This is a genomic window from Dickeya undicola (genome assembly GCF_000784735.1).
Taxonomy (GTDB): Bacteria; Pseudomonadota; Gammaproteobacteria; order Enterobacterales; family Enterobacteriaceae; genus Dickeya; species Dickeya undicola.
On record NZ_JSYG01000031.1, the window covers coordinates 43,549 to 62,975 of the forward strand.

The 19,427-nt window shown below is 53.7% G+C and carries 20 protein-coding genes; 7 read left to right on the forward strand and 13 right to left on the reverse strand.

Features of this window, described 5'->3' with window-relative positions; all coding sequences use genetic code 11:
* Positions 1-118: 118 nt before the first annotated feature.
* The gene (pyk, locus tag OB87_RS13900; RefSeq protein WP_033570024.1) at positions 119-1,561 is read left to right on the forward strand and encodes a pyruvate kinase; all 1,443 of its coding nucleotides are present in this window, start codon (positions 119-121) and stop codon (positions 1,559-1,561) included.
* A gap of 135 nt (positions 1,562-1,696) precedes the next feature.
* On the opposite strand, the gene OB87_RS13905 is transcribed toward pyk, so the two are convergent.
* From OB87_RS13905 to znuA, 5 genes are all read right to left on the reverse strand, one after another.
* Positions 1,697-2,101 carry a hypothetical protein gene (locus OB87_RS13905; RefSeq protein WP_033570025.1) on the reverse strand — a complete coding sequence of 135 codons (405 nt, stop codon included), beginning with the start codon at positions 2,099-2,101 and terminating at the stop codon, positions 1,697-1,699.
* Between the two features lie 158 nt (positions 2,102-2,259).
* Complete coding sequence (locus OB87_RS13910; protein ID WP_033570026.1) at positions 2,260-2,691, reverse strand: hypothetical protein; 432 nt, start codon at positions 2,689-2,691, stop codon at positions 2,260-2,262.
* A 442-nt stretch (positions 2,692-3,133) separates the two neighbouring features.
* Positions 3,134-4,120: a lauroyl-Kdo(2)-lipid IV(A) myristoyltransferase gene (lpxM, locus tag OB87_RS13915; protein WP_033570027.1), complete on the reverse strand. Its 987-nt coding sequence runs from the start codon at positions 4,118-4,120 to the stop codon at positions 3,134-3,136.
* Positions 4,121-4,269: 149 nt separating this feature from the next.
* Positions 4,270-5,676, reverse strand: coding sequence for a murein DD-endopeptidase MepM (gene mepM, locus OB87_RS13920; RefSeq protein ID WP_033570028.1), 1,407 nt, complete (start codon positions 5,674-5,676; stop codon positions 4,270-4,272).
* A gap of 15 nt (positions 5,677-5,691) precedes the next feature.
* The gene (znuA, locus tag OB87_RS13925) at positions 5,692-6,714 is read right to left on the reverse strand and encodes a zinc ABC transporter substrate-binding protein ZnuA (protein ID WP_033570029.1); all 1,023 of its coding nucleotides are present in this window, start codon (positions 6,712-6,714) and stop codon (positions 5,692-5,694) included.
* A 75-nt stretch (positions 6,715-6,789) separates the two neighbouring features.
* Between znuA and znuC the strand changes: the two genes are divergently transcribed.
* Positions 6,790-7,548 carry a zinc ABC transporter ATP-binding protein ZnuC gene (gene znuC / locus OB87_RS13930; protein WP_033570030.1) on the forward strand — a complete coding sequence of 253 codons (759 nt, stop codon included), beginning with the start codon at positions 6,790-6,792 and terminating at the stop codon, positions 7,546-7,548.
* Entirely contained in the window at positions 7,545-8,330 is a 786-nt protein-coding gene (gene znuB, locus OB87_RS13935) for a zinc ABC transporter permease subunit ZnuB (protein ID WP_033570031.1), read from the forward strand. Before znuC ends, znuB begins: the two co-directional genes overlap by 4 nt.
* Positions 8,331-8,467: 137 nt before the next feature.
* Here znuB and ruvB read toward each other — a convergent pair whose 3' ends face one another.
* From ruvB to aspS, 7 genes are all read right to left on the reverse strand, one after another.
* The gene (ruvB, locus tag OB87_RS13940; RefSeq protein ID WP_033570032.1) at positions 8,468-9,472 is read right to left on the reverse strand and encodes a Holliday junction branch migration DNA helicase RuvB; all 1,005 of its coding nucleotides are present in this window, start codon (positions 9,470-9,472) and stop codon (positions 8,468-8,470) included.
* A 7-nt stretch (positions 9,473-9,479) separates the two neighbouring features.
* Entirely contained in the window at positions 9,480-10,097 is a 618-nt protein-coding gene (gene ruvA, locus OB87_RS13945) for a Holliday junction branch migration protein RuvA (protein ID WP_033570033.1), read from the reverse strand.
* Between the two features lie 204 nt (positions 10,098-10,301).
* Positions 10,302-11,333, reverse strand: a complete 1,032-nt coding sequence (locus OB87_RS13950) for a HoxN/HupN/NixA family nickel/cobalt transporter (protein ID WP_033570034.1) — start codon at positions 11,331-11,333, stop codon at positions 10,302-10,304.
* 237 nt (positions 11,334-11,570) lie between these two features.
* Positions 11,571-12,092 (reverse strand): crossover junction endodeoxyribonuclease RuvC, encoded by a 522-nt coding sequence (ruvC, locus tag OB87_RS13955; protein ID WP_033570035.1) that lies wholly within the window; start codon positions 12,090-12,092, stop codon positions 11,571-11,573.
* Between the two features lie 40 nt (positions 12,093-12,132).
* On the reverse strand, positions 12,133-12,876 hold the full coding sequence (locus OB87_RS13960; protein WP_033570036.1) for a YebC/PmpR family DNA-binding transcriptional regulator: 744 nt from the start codon (positions 12,874-12,876) through the stop codon (positions 12,133-12,135).
* 144 nt (positions 12,877-13,020) lie between these two features.
* Complete coding sequence (nudB, locus tag OB87_RS13965; protein WP_033570037.1) at positions 13,021-13,464, reverse strand: dihydroneopterin triphosphate diphosphatase; 444 nt, start codon at positions 13,462-13,464, stop codon at positions 13,021-13,023.
* Between the two features lies 1 nt (position 13,465).
* Positions 13,466-15,256 carry an aspartate--tRNA ligase gene (gene aspS, locus OB87_RS13970; RefSeq protein WP_033570038.1) on the reverse strand — a complete coding sequence of 597 codons (1,791 nt, stop codon included), beginning with the start codon at positions 15,254-15,256 and terminating at the stop codon, positions 13,466-13,468.
* A 327-nt stretch (positions 15,257-15,583) separates the two neighbouring features.
* On the opposite strand from aspS, the gene OB87_RS13975 reads away from it, so the two are divergent.
* The 4 genes from OB87_RS13975 (at position 15,584) to cmoB (ending at position 18,807) form a co-directional block, all read left to right on the forward strand.
* Positions 15,584-16,399: a DUF72 domain-containing protein gene (locus tag OB87_RS13975; protein WP_033570039.1), complete on the forward strand. Its 816-nt coding sequence runs from the start codon at positions 15,584-15,586 to the stop codon at positions 16,397-16,399.
* Positions 16,400-16,578: 179 nt separating this feature from the next.
* Positions 16,579-16,974: an MAPEG family protein gene (locus OB87_RS13980; RefSeq protein ID WP_033570040.1), complete on the forward strand. Its 396-nt coding sequence runs from the start codon at positions 16,579-16,581 to the stop codon at positions 16,972-16,974.
* 121 nt (positions 16,975-17,095) lie between these two features.
* The gene (gene cmoA / locus OB87_RS13985) at positions 17,096-17,830 is read left to right on the forward strand and encodes a carboxy-S-adenosyl-L-methionine synthase CmoA (RefSeq protein WP_033570041.1); all 735 of its coding nucleotides are present in this window, start codon (positions 17,096-17,098) and stop codon (positions 17,828-17,830) included.
* A 5-nt stretch (positions 17,831-17,835) separates the two neighbouring features.
* Positions 17,836-18,807, forward strand: a complete 972-nt coding sequence (cmoB, locus tag OB87_RS13990) for a tRNA 5-methoxyuridine(34)/uridine 5-oxyacetic acid(34) synthase CmoB (RefSeq protein WP_033570042.1) — start codon at positions 17,836-17,838, stop codon at positions 18,805-18,807.
* A 145-nt stretch (positions 18,808-18,952) separates the two neighbouring features.
* Here the strand turns inward: cmoB and OB87_RS13995 are convergent, their stop codons facing one another.
* A complete protein-coding gene (locus OB87_RS13995) occupies positions 18,953-19,249 on the reverse strand; it encodes a hypothetical protein (protein ID WP_033570043.1) in 297 nt (98 codons plus the stop codon).
* Between the last annotated feature and the right edge of the window lie 178 nt (positions 19,250-19,427).

Below are 19,427 nucleotides of genomic sequence, written 5' to 3' on the forward strand. Positions count from 1 at the left end.
CATAATTACAGGCACGGCATCCGGACAGTGCAGAGCGGCAAAGACGGCACCCATGTTATGTCCTCTCCTGACGGCATTACCACATTACAACAAGCTTCACCAGTCAACGGAGTTATACATGTCCAGACGGCTCAGAAGAACCAAAATCGTTACTACACTGGGGCCGGCTACGGACCGCGACAATAATCTGGAAAAGATCATTGCCGCAGGCGCAAACGTAGTCCGCCTGAACTTTTCTCATGGCTCGCCGGAAGATCACCTTCTGCGTGCCAACAAAGTTCGCGAAATTGCGGCTAAACTTGGCCGTCATGTTGCTATTTTGGGCGACCTCCAGGGTCCAAAAATCCGAGTGTCCACCTTCAAAGAAGGGAAAATCTTCCTTAACGTAGGTGACAAGTTCCTGCTGGACGCTAGCCTTGGCAAAGGCGAAGGCGATAAAGAAAAAGTTGGAATCGACTACAAAGGATTGCCCAACGACGTGGTCCCCGGTGACGTTCTGCTGCTGGATGATGGCCGTGTGCAGTTGAAAGTGTTGGCAGTGGATGACATGAAAGTGTTCACCGAAGTCACCGTCGGCGGCCCGCTGTCCAACAACAAAGGCATCAACAAGCTGGGTGGTGGTCTATCCGCGGAAGCGCTGACTGAAAAAGACAAGGCCGACATCATTACCGCAGCTAAAATCGGCGTGGATTTTCTGGCTGTCTCATTCCCGCGCACCGGCGAAGACCTGCACTATGCTCGCCGTCTGGCACGCGAAGCGGGCAGCAACGCCAAAATCGTCTCTAAAGTGGAACGCGCAGAAGCAGTGTCAACCGACGAAGCCATGGACGATATCATTCTTGCCTCCGATATCGTGATGGTCGCGCGTGGCGATCTGGGTGTAGAAATCGGCGACCCGGAACTGGTCGGTATCCAGAAAAAATTGATTCGCCGTGCTCGTCAGTTGAACCGTGCGGTGATTACCGCTACGCAAATGATGGAGTCGATGATCACCAACCCGATGCCAACCCGCGCTGAAGTGATGGATGTCGCTAACGCCGTGCTGGATGGCACCGATGCAGTGATGCTCTCAGCGGAAACTGCTGCCGGTCAATACCCAGCGGAAACCGTCGCCGCGATGGCGAAAGTGTGTCTGGGCGCGGAAAAGATCCCCAGCATCAACGTATCCAAACACCGTCTGGATGTGCAGTTTGACAACGTGGAAGAGTCGATTGCCATGTCTGCCATGTACGCGGCCAACCACCTCAACGGCGTTACCGCGATTATCGCCATGACCGAGTCCGGCCGCACCGCACTGATGATGTCGCGTATCAGTTCCGGCCTGCCGATTTTCGCCATGTCTCGTCACGAGCACACACTGAACCTGACCGCGCTTTATCGTGGTGTTACCCCGGTGCAGTTCACCAGCTACACTGACGGCGTAGCGGCGGCTAACGACGCCGTGCTCCTGCTGCGCGACAAGGGTTTTCTGATGTCCGGTGACCTGGTTATCGTGACCCAGGGGGATGTGATGGGAACGGTTGGCACCACCAATACGGTGCGTGTACTGCGGGTGGAATAATCGCGTAGCAATCGCGATACCACAACGTTCAAGCGGGGCGCGATTATCGCCCCGCTTTGTTTTTGTTATCACCTGCTTTGTTATCACACATCGTGTTCTGGCGGCTTAATGCCCTACCTGCCGCGAATCATCTGCTTATTGACTATCCAGCCCACCAGACAGGTTAGCCCGGCTGGAGCTGGTCTTGCCATTACTATAACGAACATCATAACCGCCAGAGAGATTGGACCGACTGGTGCTGGTGTTGCCATCGCTATAATGGGTATCCAACCCGCCCGCTAGATTGGCTCGGCTGGTACTGTTGGTGCCGTCACTAAAGTGGGTGTCATACCCGCCAGACAGATTGGCCCGGCTGGTGCTGGTGCGTCCATCACTGTAGCGGGTATCAAACCCACCCGATAAGTTGGCACGGCTGGTGGATGTCGAACCATCGCTATAACGGCAGTCCTGACCACCGGACAAATTGGCCCGGCAGCTGTCCGCCTGGGAAAAAGGAATGTGTGCAGTCAGTAACGCAAGACATAAAAGTGATTTATTCATAAAACTTAACCTTTCTCCAAAAGGAATAAATCAGATTCACCGGTCAGGAATAACGCTTTGGTTATCTTACAATACCCATATTGTTATTTCCTGACCGGTTCAACAATTAGCATCTGCGCGAATACTACTACTCCTTTTATTATCGCGCGATGTTCATCTTATTGTACATTGACTGGCGGACGGTTTTCTTGGGTGTCACTACTCTTACTTTTCGTATCGTCCATCTTTTCCCCGGTACTGGCTTTGGTTTTTCCCTTAGTATTAGCGCTATCGGCGTGATGCTTTTTCACTACCTTTTTCGCGGTTTTCTCTTCACCTTTCACGTGAGTTTCCGCAGCAACCTTTTCAGTCTTCGCCACGTTACTTCCGTCGACATTCGCTTTCACCGCTGAAACGTCACGTTCAGCCTTGGCTGCAGCATCAGTGTTGGCTTTATCCACCGCCTTGCCCAACGCGGATTCGGCCGATGCCGGGACTACGCTGGTTGCCGTGGCGTCAGTTGCGCTTTTTTCCACCGTGGTGGTCGCTGCGTTGGCAGTTGCATAGGTTGTTGCCAGTAAAACGCCTAAAAACAGTGGTTTCAGATTCATGATATAAATCCTTCAGCAAAGATTCTTTTATTAGCCTGAATTAAATAAGCGGATAAACTATCACGCGTTATTTACAGTGGCTAACGGTTGAAGTCATACATGCAGTGACCTCGGGGGCTATTAAATCAAAAGCAATAACAAAAAGAATATGGAATACTCCGAGAAAAGATCAGGGGTAAACAACGCTATTTTTAAAGTTTTTTATAAGTTCCGGCATGGATAAAATGAAATAAGACTTAACTGTTACAGGTTATGAATTCCCGACAAGGTTTCATCGAATCTGAATAAATAACAGATTGATTATGCAATACATAAACGCTGGGGTGTGTTGGCTTTCCTGCAACTCGAATTATCTTGGTATATACCGCAACGGACACCGATAAAAAAAGCGGAGCTTCAGCTCCGCCTCTGTTGTTGTACTGTGTAGCCGCTTTACGCTTCACTATTTTTTGCGCGGGTACAGATCCTTACGCAGATAAGGCTCGGTTTCCCCCGGCTTACGGGTCTTCAACAGTTTTAAAATCCAGGTGTATTGTGCCGGGTTGGGTGTAACCAGATGCTCGACCTCTTCATTCATGCGGCGGGCAATCGTGTGATCATCGGCACCATTAATATCGCTCATGGGGGGGCGAATATAGACATGTAGCTGAGAGGTCTTGCCATCATAGACAGGAAACAGTGGCACGATTTCAGCACGGCATACCTTCATCAGCCGACCAATTGCGGGCAATGTGGCTTTATACGTCGCAAAAAAATCGACGAACTCGCTGTGCTCGGCACCATGATCCTGATCCGGCAGATAGTACCCCCAGTAGCCCTCGCGTACTGAGCTGATAAAAGGCTTAATGCCATCGTTACGGGTATGCAGACGGCCACCAAAACGGCGGCGCAGGGTATTCCAAAGATAATCCTGCAACGGGTTTTTCTGGTTGTGCATCATGGCAGCCATTTTCTGGCCGCGCAGGCTCATCAGCATGGCGGGAACGTCTACGGCCCAGCCGTGAGGCACCATGAAAATAATGTTACGCTGCTGTTCACGCAATGCATCCACAATCTCCATACCATGCCAGCGGACACGCTGCTCAGCCCGACGAGCAGGTAATATCGCCAGTTCCACCATCATCAGCATCGCCTGCGGCGCGGTCGCAAACATCTGATCAATGATATGCTCGCGTTCAATTTCTGACAGTTGTGGCATACACAACAGCAAATTGATGCGGGCACGCCGTCTTGCGCCTTTGGAAAACCGCCCGACCCATCGACCTAACGCACCCAGTATCGGGTCACGCAAGCGGGCGGGGATACAGACGAGCAACGCGGTCACGCCCACCGCCAGCCAGAGTGCCCAGTAACGCGGGTGAAAGAAGGCAGACGTAAATTGCGGGATAAACTCGGCGTTGGTTTTCTTCTCTTTTTTCTCTTGTTCCATGCAACCACTCTTCATCACAAAATCGGGTTAATGATAATCGCTACCCGACGTTTTGCAATTGAACACGCACTGGTCTGATATTACCCGTGCGACATAAAAAAAACAGCCGGCAGCGCAAACTGCCGACTGTCACTTATCCACAACGATTATTAGTCCAGTTGCAGTTGAGGTAATACTTCGCGCACGTGCGCCAGATAATCACGACGCTCTTTACCCATCAGCCCTTCGGAGCGCGGCAGTTTCGCTGTAAGCGGATTGACGGCTTGCTGGTTAACCCACAGTTCATAATGCAGATGCGGGCCGGTGGAGCGCCCGGTATTGCCGGACAGACCAATACGATCGCCTCGCTTGACCTTCTGCCCCGGTTTAACCAACAAACGGTTCATGTGCATGTAACGGGTGGTGTATTGCCGCCCGTGTCGCACAGCCACAAAGTTGCCAGCTTCACTGTCCCGTTCAGCCACCACGACCTCGCCATCACCGACAGCCAGCACCGGCGTTCCCACTGGCATGGAGAAATCTACGCCACGATGCGGGGCGATACGACCGGTTACCGGATTAAGACGGCGCGGATTGAAGTTGGAGGATACCTTGAACTGCTTCATGGTAGGGAAACGCAAGAAGCCACGGGTCAGGCCGGAAGCCTCGCGGTCATAAAATTTACCGTCTTCAGCGCGGAACGCGTAGTAGTTTTTCCCGCCGGTACGCAACCGCACCCCCTGCAGTTCGCTCTGCTCGCTACGACCATCCAGTATTTCACGGGAAATCAGCACGGCAAAACTGTCATCTTTACGCAGTTTGCGGAAATCCAGTTGCCATTGCAGCGCACGAATTACCTCTCGCACTTCGCTGCTGGTCAACCCGGCGGCCTGAGCACTACTGGCGAAACTGCCATCCAGACGACCGACCAGCACCTTGTTCTGCCAATCCCCTTCCACATTCTCGATTTCTTCACGGAATGTATCGCCACTACGGGTGTAGGTGCGGGTTTCCCGGCGAGACACCTGCCAGGTCAGGGTTTGTAGTGCACCATCGCTATCCAGCGTCCAGGTCAATTGCTGACCGATTTTCAGATTCCGCAACGCCGTATTACGATCCGCCAGCGCCGCAATCTCCGACATATCAATACCATATTGCGTCAGAATGCTACTCAGCGTATCGCCGGTAGACACCACATACTCATGGGTGTCGTCGGCGTCTTTATCGTCGAGTTCGTCTTTGATAATGCCATTGGTGGTGGATGGCTGATCCAAGGGTTCGCTGTTGGCTTCGGTAACATCCGCCGTCGGTGCCGAACCAGCGAGTTGTGAAGTCGCTACCGGTGGTAATGGATTGCTGTCCAGAGGTTCACTGGCCGGGGGGTTCAGAGTCTGGATTTGACTTTTTTCACTTTCCGCGTCTTTTACGATAACAGGTGCGTCATTGACCGGGGGATATGTCATCGGCCGCCAAACCGCGGCGGCCAGTGTGACGACAGTCAGTGATCCCAGCATCACGCGGTGAGGCCGGGGTAGGCTGTTATACGCCAGAGCGATAGTTCGGACTATCTGCTGCACTTGTTCCTATCCTCATTATTTTTCCTTCAGGCAGCTCAAATACTGTTCAGACAGTCGCAACAGGAACCGCGTATAGCTGTCCTTGTCTGGAGCAATGTCACTTCCCAACGGGTCCAGCACGCCAATGCGCACGTCAGTTCCCTTGGCGACAGCATTGATGACTGCTGGCCTGAATTGTGGCTCAGCAAAAACGCAAACCGCTTTATGCTCAACCAACTGTGTTCGTATCTGGTTTAAGCGCTGTGCGCCGGGCGCAATTGACGGGTTGATAGTAAAATGCCCCAGAGGAGCCAACCCATAATGCTGTTCGAAGTAGCCATAGGCATCGTGAAACACGAAGTAACCCTTGCCACGCACAGGCGTCAGCATATTAACAATATTTTTATCTGTCTGCGCAAGTTTCTCAGTGAATTTACGCAGATTTGCATCTAGTTTGTCTTTATTCTGCGGCATAAGTTCCAGCAATTTTGCATGAATTGCGACGGCAGAAGCCTGTGCCATTTCCGGCGACAGCCAGATATGCATATTGAACTCACCATGATGATGCCCGTCATCGTCGCTATGCTGATGATTTTCAGGATCATTACTGTGATCATGCCCGTTATCGGCGTGGCTATCATGATCGGAATCATGATGCTCACCGTTTTCCACATCCGTCTGCTCAGGATGTGACTCTCGTAACAATAGCGATTTGACGGCAGGCTGTAGCCCCAATGCAATTTGGCGCTCTGCTGGCAGCGATTGCAGCGCCTTTGGCAAGAAAGTCTCCATTTCTGGCCCAATCCAAATCACCAGATCTGCCGATTTAAGACGCTGCATATCAGATGGACGTAGTGCATAATCATGTGGCGATGCGCCATCCGGCAAGAGCACTTCTGTGGGCGTAACGCCATCCGCGATTGCCGCAGCGATAAACGCCAGCGGGCGAATAGAGGTGACTACAGCAGCAGAGGCAGCCTGTGTAGCAAACAAGGAAGCCAATAACGCACCAGCCGCAAGTACGATGTTTAGCCATTTATAGTGAGTCACTCGCAACATACCCAATCATCCGTCGATTTATTAATAAAAACGCGTTATATTATAACGTCACACACCCTCTGCAAACAGAATTCTATGTCAACGCTGGTTTCACTGGAAAATATTGGCGTGCAGTTTGGCAACAAACCTGTACTTAATGATATTTCTCTCACATTGCAGGCTGGTCGTATTCTGACGTTGCTCGGACCTAATGGCGCGGGAAAATCCACGCTGGTCCGAGTGGTGCTGGGATTACAGGCACCAACCCGTGGTACGCTGACCCGAGCGGCGAATCTTCGCATCGGCTACGTTCCGCAAAAACTGCATCTGGACCCAACTCTCCCATTAACCGTCAAACGCTTTATGCAGTTGCGCCCCGGCGTCAATACGTCGGACATCATGCCAGCATTGAAGCGCGTACAGGCGGGACATCTACTTGAGCAACCGATGCAAAAGCTCTCGGGTGGCGAAACCCAGCGAGTTCTGCTGGCGCGTGCCATCCTCGCCCGCCCGCAATTGCTGGTATTGGATGAACCCACGCAGGGGGTCGACGTCAACGGTCAGTTGGCACTGTATGAGTTGATCAACCAGCTACGGCAGGAATATCAATGCGGCGTGCTGATGGTTTCTCATGACCTGCATCTGGTGATGGCGAAAACCGACGAGGTACTGTGTCTCAATCAACATATTTGCTGTTCCGGTACGCCTGAAGTGGTGTCCTTGCACCCGGAGTTTTTGGCTATGTTCGGTCATCGCGGTGCCGGGCAACTGGCAATCTACCGGCACCATCACAATCACCGTCACGATCTGAACGGAAAAATCATTTTAAAACGACAGGATGGTAATCACGCATGATTGAGTTGTTGTTGCCCGGCTGGCTGGCAGGGGTGTGTCTGGCGGTGGCGGCAGGGCCGCTCGGTTCCTTCGTGGTGTGGCGTCGTATGTCCTATTTTGGCGATACCCTTGCCCACGCCTCATTGCTTGGCGTTGCATTGGGTCTGCTGTTGGACATCAATCTGTTCTATGCGGTGATTGCGATAACTCTGCTGCTGGCCGTCGGGTTGGTCTGGCTGGAACGACGCCCCGGATTGGCGATCGATACCCTACTCGGCATCATGGCGCACAGCGCGCTGTCGCTCGGTCTGGTAGTGGTCAGCCTGATGAATAACGTCCGTGTCGATTTGATGGCTTACCTGTTTGGCGATCTGCTCTCTGTCACCAGTGAAGACTTATGGCTGATTGTTCCCGGCGTATTGCTGGTGCTCGGCGTGCTGGGGTGGCAATGGCGCGCCCTACTCTCCATGACCATCAGCCCGGAACTGGCGCATGTCGACGGCGTGGCTATCGCCCGTACCAAGCTGGTGTTAATGCTAGTCACCGCGTTAACCATCGGTCTGGCGATGAAATTTGTCGGCGCGCTGATCATCACGTCGCTGCTGATTATTCCAGCGGCTACCGCACGCCGATTTGCCCGCACACCAGAACAAATGGCCATTTGCGCGATGGGCGTCGGCATTCTGGCTGTCACCGGCGGACTGGCTTTTTCAGCCGGAGCCAATACGCCAGCCGGTCCTTCCGTGGTCCTGTGCGCTTCGCTGCTGTTTATGCTTAGTCTGCTGAAAAAACAAGCGGCCTGATGCAACCGTATTATCTTCTATCAGTAAAGAGACAAATCAGTCTATCGATGTGTTTTAACGTTATCGGACTTATCGCCAGCCCGCCGACGGGCTGGCGATAACAATGAAAGGCGACCTGCTACGCTTCCTACTTTGTCTTACTCTTCGCGGGTCAGGCCAAAATGGCGATAGGCGTGCTGCGTAGCAATGCGGCCTCGCGGAGTGCGTTGCAGAAACCCTTGCTGGATCAGATAGGGCTCCAGCACATCTTCAATGGTTTCACGCTCTTCGCCGATCGCCGCCGCCAGGTTGTCCAGCCCCACTGGGCCGCCCATAAACTTGTCGATCACCGCCAGCAACAACTTGCGGTCCATGTAATCGAACCCTTCGGCGTCAACCGCTAGCATATCCAGCGCCTGAATTGCCACTTCAGCCGAAATGACCCCATCTGATTTCACTTCAGAGAAATCTCGTACCCGGCGTAACAACCGGTTGGCGATGCGTGGCGTACCGCGCGAACGGCGGGCCACTTCCAATGCCCCTTCTTCCGTCATCTCCAGCCCCAGACACTGGGCACTACGTTGTACGATATGTTGTAAATCGGCAACCTGATAGAATTCGAGGCGCTGCACAATGCCGAAACGATCGCGCAACGGAGACGTCAGTGAGCCAGCACGTGTTGTCGCCCCGACCAGAGTAAACGGTGGTAAATCCAGTTTGATGGAACGCGCCGCCGGCCCTTCGCCGATCATAATATCCAGTTGGTAATCTTCCATCGCCGGGTAGAGCACTTCTTCCACCACTGGCGACAGCCGATGAATTTCGTCGATGAACAACACGTCGTGCGGTTCAAGGTTAGTGAGCAGCGCTGCCAGATCACCCGCTTTTTCCAGCACCGGACCAGAGGTTGTGCGCAAATTCACACCCATTTCGTTGGCAACGATGTTAGCCAGCGTGGTTTTACCCAACCCCGGCGGCCCGAAAATTAGCAGATGATCGAGCGCATCACCGCGCTTGCGGGCCGCCTCGATAAAAATTTCCATCTGCTCGCGGACTACCGGCTGCCCGACGTACTCTGACAGCTGTTTTGGACGGATCGCGCGATCCTGTAGTTCTTCGTCAGCAACAACACCAGGTGAAATCAGACGATCGGCTTCAATCATACATACCTCACAGCGCAGCGCGCAGCGCTTCCCTGATCAAGGTTTCACAGTCGGCCCCCGGCCGCGCCACTTTGCTGACCATTCGGCTGGCCTCCTGCGGTTTATAACCTAGGGCAACCAGCGCCGCTTCGGCCTCTGCCTGCGGATCAGCGTCCGGCTCTGTGTTGCCCGTCGCGGTCGGCAAGGCAATATCGCTGGCGACGTTGAACAGATCGCCGTTCAACCCTTTAAAGCGGTCTTTCATTTCCACAACCAGACGCTCTGCCGTTTTCTTGCCCACGCCCGGCAATTTCACCAGCGCGTTGATTTCCTGGCGCTCTACCGCGCTGACGAACTGCTGGGCCGACATGCCGGACAAAATCGCCAGCGCCAGTTTCGGCCCTACGCCATTGACTTTGATCAGTTCACGGAACAGAGAGCGCTCTTGTTTATTGTTGAAGCCAAACAATAATTGTGCGTCTTCACGTACTACAAAGTGGGTAAAAATCACCGCTTTCTGGCCGAGCTCCGGCAACTCGTAAAAGCAGGTCATCGGCATATGAACTTCATATCCCACACCGTTGGCTTCAATCAGCACCAGCGGCGGCTGTTTTTCTAATACGATGCCTCTCAGACGACCTATCACGCGATGTTTCCTTTTCATTAGCACCAAAACGTTGGCGTATAGCTTATAACACAAAAAAAGAGGTGGATACAGAAAAGCTGGATGCATATCCAGATATAGACAGCGCAGTGAAGTATCTCCAGTGTCGACCTGAGAACCGTGCAACACCGGCGAAAATGTACGAGCCGTTTCTCATCCGGCCGAAGAAACCGGCCGGGAACACGATTACACCACCGGGCTATTCAACGCATCGTAATTTTTCCAGCGGTAGTTACACCATGAGATCACCCAGCAGGCGACAAACAGTGCCACAACATAGAACCCGGCGTTGCCGAGTTGCTCGTTGAAAGCATCAGCCACACGCCACCATCCGGTGTGTAGATCCAGTTTATCCGCCAGTAATCCAAGTGCTTCCATACCACCGATAGCCATCGCCACGACAACCGATGTCGCCGTGATGGTCAGGTTGTAATAGAGCTTACGCTGAGGTTTATTGAACGCCCAACCATATGCCCCTACCATCAATACATTGTCCAGTGTGTCCACCAATGCCATTCCACAGGTAAACAACGCCGGAAAAATCATGATTGACCAGATCGACATCCCCTGCGAAGCGCCCGCAGCGGATATTCCCAATACACCTATCTCGGTAGCGGTATCAAACCCCAGTCCAAACAGCAGACCAACCAGATACATATGCCAGCTTTTGTTCACCAGCTGAAATGTGGTGCGAAATATCCTCCCCATCACACCGGCAACCGGCACATCATCGGACTGGCTAAGCGCTTCCCGTTTCCCCTGCTTGAACTGCTGAAAACGCGCCCAAACCCCGCGCAGAATCACCATATTCACCAGGGCCATCAGCAGCAAGAATCCGGCGGAAACGGATGTACCGATAACACCGCCGACATCATGAAACCATGCCATGTCGTCCTGTAATGCGGCAGCTGTCGCCGCCAACGCCAGCGACGCTAAAATCACAATGGAGGAATGCCCCAATGAGAACCAGGCACCTACCCCTAACGGCGTCTTCCCTTCCTGCATCATTTTACGGGTAACGTTGTCGATAGCGGCGATATGATCCGCATCTACTGCATGACGTAAACCGTAGCACCAGGCCAGCAAGCTGGTCGCCATCAAGGTAGCGTGGTCATGGAATATCCCCCACGCCAGCAGCCACACCATCACGTTAACCACCACCAGGCCGCCGACTATCACCACAGCACGGGGATTATTCCTGAACAAAAGCGATAACATGCAATACCTCAGTATCAATCCGGCGGATTTGCGCCGTCGGGTAAATTGCGAGTGTGAGATTTTATAAATTGTTCATACAACGCGGTGTTATCCCAGATCAAAACAGGAAACGGTTACGACAAATAGCTGAGGAGCACATCAGAAGAGAAATACATCAGGAGAAGAGAAGTAATAAAACCGGCGGTTATCTGATGGAAAACTGCGTTTCAGACAACCGCCGGAACTGAAATATCACCGTCAGCGAAGACGCCCACGTGCCAGCGTCAGTTTGTCATGGCTGATACGTGACAAATTTTGGCTGAAATGGCAATGCGTAATGGCAATCGCCAAGGCGTCGGCGGCGTCGGCCTGCGGGCTGGCGGGCAATTTGAGCAGCGTTTTCACCATGTGTTGCACCTGGCTTTTTTCTGCCGCACCGGTGCCGACCACCGTTTGTTTCACCTGCCGCGCGGCGTATTCAAACACCGGCAACGACTGGTTCACCGCCGCGACGATCGCCGCGCCGCGCGCCTGCCCCAGCTTCAATGCCGAGTCAGCATTGCGTGCCATAAAAACCTGCTCGATAGCGAAATAATCCGGCTGAAACTGGGTGATAATTTCACTGACACCGGCATAAATCAGTTTGAGGCGAGTGGGCAGATCATCCACCGCGGTACGGATGCAACCGCTACCCAGATAACTAATCTGCCGTCCTTGCTGACGGACAATGCCATAGCCAGTGATGCGAGAACCGGGGTCGATGCCAAGAATAATACTCATCGCTCTCCCCCGGTTACCTGCTGAGCCAGGAAAACGGCCATTACAGCAGTGCCGCTACCTCGTCGGAGATCTCACCGTTGTGGTAAACCTCCTGCACGTCGTCACAGTCTTCCAGCATGTCGATAAGACGCATCAGTTTCGGTGCGGTGTCCGCGTCCATGTCCGCTTTGGTGGACGGAATCATCGACACTTCGGCCGACTCAGCCACCAGACCGGCGGCGTCCAGCGCATCTTTTACCTGTCCGAAAATTTCCCACAGCGTAAACACGTCGATCGCGCCATCGTCATAGGACACCACGTCGTCAGCGCCTGCTTCCAGTGCCGCATCCATCACCGTATCTTCATCCAGACCCGGCGCATAGGAAATCACGCCTTTTTTGGCAAACAGGTAGGACACAGAACCGTCGGTTCCCAGGTTGCCGCCGCATTTAGTGAAGGCATGACGCACTTCAGACACGGTACGGTTACGGTTGTCGCTCAGACACTCAACCATCACCGCGGTGCCACCCGGACCGTAGCCTTCATAAATGATGGTTTCCATGTTGTTGTCTTCATCGCCACCCACGCCGCGCGCAATCGCCCGGTTCAAGGTGTCACGCGTCATGTTGTTGGACAGCGCTTTATCAATGGCAGCACGCAGGCGGGGGTTGGAGCCGGGATCGCCGCCGCCCAAACGGGCTGCGGTAACCAGTTCGCGGATGATCTTGGTAAAAATCTTGCCGCGTTTGGCGTCCTGTGCTGCTTTGCGATGCTTAGTGTTGGCCCACTTACTATGACCTGCCATAAAAATCTCCGAAAAAAGCCTGTAATTCCCTTCATCTTTCGAGCCGCCGTGGCGTTGGCACCCTCGTTTACCCTGCTCGCTTACAACGGGTAAGCACCAGGATTTACTCGGTCGCTGCTTTGCCGCAACGCGAAATCTATCGGGCTAGACTGGACAAATAACAAATTCTTCAATCGCCTGCCGGTTGCTCCAGGATTTGGTCAACCGCGCCGCATCGGGCGCACCCAGCCACTGGTAAGCCAGATGTTCACTGATCTCCACCGGGCGTTCATCAGGTAACGCCAGGCAAAACCAGTGCTCCAGATTATGCGTGACACCAGGGGCATAGCGACGTCTCAAATGAGCAAAAAGCTCAAACTCCACACTGCGTTGACAGTCAACCAGCGTCAGCGCCTCAGCAGCGATGTCGATGTTAACTTCTTCTTTCACTTCACGCTGTGCGGCACATCGCGCGCTTTCATCCTCCTCCAGGCTGCCGGTGACCGACTGCCAGAAATCCGGATCATCGCGCCGCTGAAGCATGAGCACCCGTCCGGTATTCCGGGCATAAATCACCACCAGCACCGAAACGGGTCGCTTATAGTTCATCTTACTGATTCTCTGCGTCCTGAGCGGCTTTCCCCTTGCCCACCACCGCGATGGACAGCTCATCCAACGCGGACGGGTTCGCGAAGCTCGGTGCTTCGGTCATCAGGCAGGCGGCCGCCGTGGTTTTCGGGAACGCAATCACGTCGCGAATATTGTCGGTGCCAGTCAGCAGCATCACCAGTCGGTCGAGGCCAAAAGCCAGACCGGCGTGCGGCGGGGTGCCGAACTTCAGGGCATCCAGCAGGAAGCCAAATTTTTCGCGCTGCTGCCGCTCGTCAATACCAAGGATACGGAATACCGTCTGTTGCATCTCACTGCGGTGAATACGCACCGAACCGCCGCCGACTTCGTAACCGTTCAGCACCATGTCGTACGCATTGGCGATAGCGGCTGTCGGGTTGGCTTCCAGTTCTGTCGGCGACATATCGCGCGGCGCGGTGAACGGGTGGTGCATCGCCGCCAGGCCGCCTTCGCCGTCATCTTCGAACATCGGGAAGTCGATGACCCACAGCGGCTGCCAGCTGTTTTCGTCGGTGATCTTCAGGTCGCGACCCAATTTCAGGCGCAGTGCGCCCAGCGCGTCCGTCACCACTTTGGCGCTATCCGCGCCGAAGAACAGGATGTCGCCGTCTTGTGCAGCGGTACGCTCCAGCAGCGCCGCCAGAATACCGTCATTCAGGAACTTGGCCACCGGGCTCTGGATACCGTCCAGGCCGTTGGCTTTCTCATTGACCTTGATGTACGCCAGCCCTTTAGCACCGTAGATTTCGATAAATTTGGCGTATTCGTCGATCTGTTTGCGGCTCAGTTGTGCGCCACCCGGTACGCGAATCGCGGCAACGCGGCCTTTCGGATCGTTGGCGGGACCGGAGAAGACTTTGAAGTCCACGTCTTTAAGCAAATCGGCCACGTCCACCAGCTCCAGCGGGTTGCGCAGGTCCGGTTTGTCGGAGCCGAAACGACGCATGGCTTCCGCGAATGTCATGATCGGGAAGTCGCCCAGATCCACACCGTGAATGTCCATCCACAGCTCGCGCACCAGCTTTTCCATCACTTCACGCACCTGTGGTGCGGTCATAAAGGAGGTTTCCACGTCGATCTGGGTAAATTCAGGCTGGCGGTCAGCACGCAGGTCTTCGTCACGGAAGCATTTGACGATCTGATAGTAACGGTCAAAACCGGACATCATCAGCAACTGCTTGAACAACTGTGGCGACTGCGGCAGCGCGTAGAATTTACCTTTGTGTACACGGCTCGGCACCAGATAGTCACGGGCACCTTCCGGCGTGGCCTTGGTCAGCATCGGGGTTTCGATATCAAGGAAGCCGTGGCTGTCCATGAAACGACGCACAAAGCTGGTGATGCGGGCGCGGGTTTTCAGGCGCTGAGCCATTTCCGGGCGGCGGAGATCAAGGTAACGATACTTCAGGCGTGCTTCTTCGGTATTGTTCTGATTGGAGTCCAGCGGCAGCGGTTCGGCGCGGTTGACGATAGTCAGTGCCGTCGCCAGCACTTCCACTTCGCCGGTCGCCATCTCTTTGTTGACTTGATTGTCCGGACGGGCGCGCACTACACCGGTCAGTTGGATGCAGAACTCGTTACGCAACTCGGAAGCCAGAGTGAACGCATCCTGACGATCCGGGTCAAAAAATACCTGCACCAGACCTTCGCGGTCACGCATATCAATAAAAATCAACCCGCCCAGATCACGGCGGCGATTAACCCAACCGCACAACGTCACTTCCTGGCCCACATGGGACGAATTCAACAGCCCGCAATATTCAGTACGCATTACGATGTCCTTTTACACCGCCGCCGGTGCCCTGTTTCATACGCTAGTGAGCGTCGACACAGGATCTGTGGACCGGTCGGCATGGTTTTTCTGGATTACAGTCCAATGAAAAAAGGGGAGCATTATAAAGGAATTTCCCCACAACGATAAGTACGATGGTAGCGGTCTGCGGGCCGCCCCGCATACTCTTTTTTGCTTTTTGACGCGCTTTTGCCTGTCGGTTAAACAATTGCAGGGTATTATGCTAAAACCCTGTTACACCAACCATCATGATGATCCGCCGTTTCAGGGTGCACATCGCAGAGAAACCTATCGGGACAAGGACTTATGTATATCGGCTTACCGCAGTGGCAGCATCCCGGCTGGAACCGGCTGGGCCTGCACGACCTGGCGGATTATGCCCGCCACTTCAACTGCGTGGAGGGGAACACCACCTTTTATGCGCTGCCGTCGGCAGACACCGTATTGCGCTGGCGCGATATGACCCATGACGATTTCCGATTCTGCTTCAAATTTCCCTCCGTCATCAGCCATCAGTCTGGATTACGCCACTGCGAGCAACAGGTAGCGGAATTTTTTCGTTGTCTGGAACCCATTCACCATCGACTCGGGCAGTTGTGGCTACAGTTGCCGTCTACATTTGGGCCAGACCAGATAGACACGTTGTGGCAATTTATGGACGCCTTGCCGACAGGGGGATTCAGCTACGGCGTGGAAGTCCGCCACCCGCGGTTTTTCGCCAAAGGCGATGAAGAACGCTGGCTCAATCAGGGATTACATCAGCGTGCGCTCAACCGGGTGATGATGGATAGCCGCCCAGTACATCATGCGGCCCCCACCAGCGAAGTACTGCGAGACGCCCAGCGCAAAAAACCAAAAGTACCGCTACATGTGGTGCGCACCGCAGAAGAACCGCTGATTCGGTTTATTGGTAATGAAGACCCTATTGATAACCAGCACTGGTTCACACCCTGGATCGCCAAGCTGGCGGAATGGCAATCACATACCCCTTATCTGTTTATTCACACCGCCGGTACGGCCAGTGCGCCGGAACTGGCGCAGCGGTTATGGCCGCATCTGAGTGCGGTCATTTCCGGTATGCCGCCCTGCCCGGACTGGCCACAGCAGTCGTCACTGTTTTAATTCTTCAGTTGAAAAACACCGGGAAAAAATCGCTGCCAGCTTCTATCACAGTTTCTTATTAAGAGCGTTTGATATCCGCCAATTTTACCTGCAATATCTTCGCGTTATGCAGGCGACAGCTTGGCGACAGACGGGCTATGATAGCGTCTGCCGCTTCTGGTCAGGCGATGGAGTAAAAAATGGTAAGCGCGCTTTATGTGGTGCTCAGCGCATTGTTGTTAGTCAAATTGTCGATTGATGTAGTGAAACTGCGGATGCAGTATCGGGTGGCCTACGGCGACGGTGGTTTTTACGAGCTGCAAACGGCTATTCGTGTCCACGGCAACGCGGTGGAGTACATCCCTATCGGTGGCCTGCTGTTGGTACTGATGGAGATGAATGGGGCGATGAACGCGATGATTCATCTGTGCGGAATTATGTTGTTGCTCGGGCGGTTATGTCACTACTACGGGCTGCGGCATCGTGAGCTGAACTGGCGGCGTTCCGGCATGACGGCCACCTATGTTTCTTTATTACTGATGATTCTGTTCAACCTCTACTACCTGCCCTGGGATCTGGTATTTTCCCTGCGTTAATCCCACGGGTATCAACGGTAAGGCCTGCTGGCCGCGCCTTACCGTCTTTCTCTCATACGTTTTTGCCCTAATTTTCTGCTAGAATGCGCCCTTGTTCTTCCCTGTATGCATTTTCCCTGTTATGTCAAACCGCGATATGCTTTTTTCCGCGCCCATCGCCAATCTGGGCGACTGGACGTTTGATGAACGCGTTGCTGAAGTGTTTCCGGACATGATTCAACGTTCCGTTCCTGGTTATTCGAATATTATTTCCATGATCGGTATGCTGGCAGAACGCTTTGTTCAGGCGAACACCCAGGTCTACGATCTCGGTTGTTCGCTGGGTGCCGCCACCTTATCAATGCGCCGCAATATCCACGTTCCTGGCTGCCGAATCATCGCTGTCGATAACTCGTCGGCCATGGTGGCCCGTTGCCGCCGCCATATCGAAGCTTTTCGTGCTGATACACCTGTCGACGTTCGTGAAGCGGACATTCTTGACACCGAGATCGAAAACGCCTCGCTGGTGGTACTTAATTTCACATTACAGTTTATACCGCCAGACAGTCGGCTAGCCTTGCTACAGCGAATCTGGCAAGGATTGCGCCCTGGCGGCGCACTGGTACTGTCGGAAAAATTCAGTTTTGCCGATGCGCAGATAGGTGAGTTGCTGTTCAACATGCACCTGGATTTCAAACGCGCCAACGGGTACAGCGAACTGGAAATCAGCCAGAAACGCAGCATGTTGGAAAACGTCATGCTGACTGACTCCGTGGAAACACATAAAACCCGGTTGCGTGAAGCGGGTTTCAGCCACAGCGACGTGTGGTTCCAGTGTTTTAACTTCGGTTCCCTGCTGGCACTGAAAGCGGAGTAAGGTTCATGATCGATTTCGGCAATTTCTACCAGTTAATCGCTAAAGGCCCGCTTAGCCACTGGCTTAATACGCTTCCTGCTCAGATAAGCCAATGGCAGCAGGAGTCGCGGCACGGCGAATTCAAACACTGGGTTAATACGGTGGAACACCTGCCGACGCTGACACCAGACCAGCTCAATCTGGTCGACGGTGTTACTGCCCAGATGCATACACCGCTGTCAGTCGGCCAACAAGAGGGCATTGAAAGTCTGCTGCGCAACCTGATGCCCTGGCGCAAAGGGCCGTTTTCACTCTATGGCGTCGACATTGATACCGAATGGCGTTCCGACTGGAAATGGGATCGGGTATTTCCACATCTTAGCCCGTTGCAGGATCGATTGATTCTGGATGTCGGCTGCGGCAGCGGTTATCACCTGTGGCGAATGATCGGCGCGGGTGCTCGTCTGGCGGTCGGCATCGACCCAATGCAACTGTTCCTGTGCCAGTTCGAGTCAGTACGTAAACTGCTGGGTAATGATCAGCGCGCTCACCTGCTGCCGCTGGGTATTGAACAACTCCCGGCACTGGCCGCGTTTGATACCGTGTTCTCAATGGGGGTGTTGTACCACCGGCGTTCCCCGCTCGACCATCTGTGGCAACTCAAAAATCAGTTGGTTTCCGGTGGGGAGCTGGTGCTGGAAACGCTGGTGGTGGAAGGTGACGAACACTGCGTCCTGCTGCCGGGTGAACGGTATGCCCAGATGCGTAACGTCTATTTTCTGCCCTCGTCCGCTGCCCTCGCGCGCTGGCTGGAAAAATGCGGCTTTGTTGATATTCGCGTGGTAGATCAGTGTGTCACCACACTGGAGGAACAGCGCCGCACGAGCTGGATGCGCACGGCTTCGCTGGCGGATTTTCTCGACCCAGACGATCGCAGCAAAACCGTTGAGGGCTATCCGGCACCGTTACGCGCAGTATTAGTGGCACGTAAGCCCTAAGCTTCGCCATCATCAGGGCGGAGCGGCACATTCGTCTATCGCAGACTCGTGCCAGCTACCGCCCACTCTCTATCCGACCGACCCTTCGTTGCAGGTGTATTGGTTTTACTGCACTCGAATGCGTGGCGGTATGTAAGACAAACCTTTAGTTTCGGTGTTTAACGATCAGCTCAATGGCTGCATCTTCTGTCATATCAGTATTTTGGATTTCGACGTGAATATCCTGACTGCTGGTTTCATTAAAAAGCGTCGTATTGCCGACGGTCTGGAAATCGCCGGTGACCACATCTCCCCTTTCCACTTCATAAATATCCAGCAACTTAGCGACAATAAATCCGTCTTCCGGATCGCGGATAACGATGAAACCAATGCGATGCTCATGATGCACAACGATTCCACGCATAACAGGATTCCTTTTGGATGTTGGGATAACAGGCAGCATACCACCGGCTCAGAGCGATAAAAGATAACCGCATAACAATTCAATACATTTTCTGGGCGTGATCACATTCAGTCCGGTAATAACCTCGACATACAACAACTATAGTGCACAACACGTGATGAAGCAGTCGAACGAGCACCGTGACTCTGGCAGAAAGAAAAATAAATATCCTCCGGCA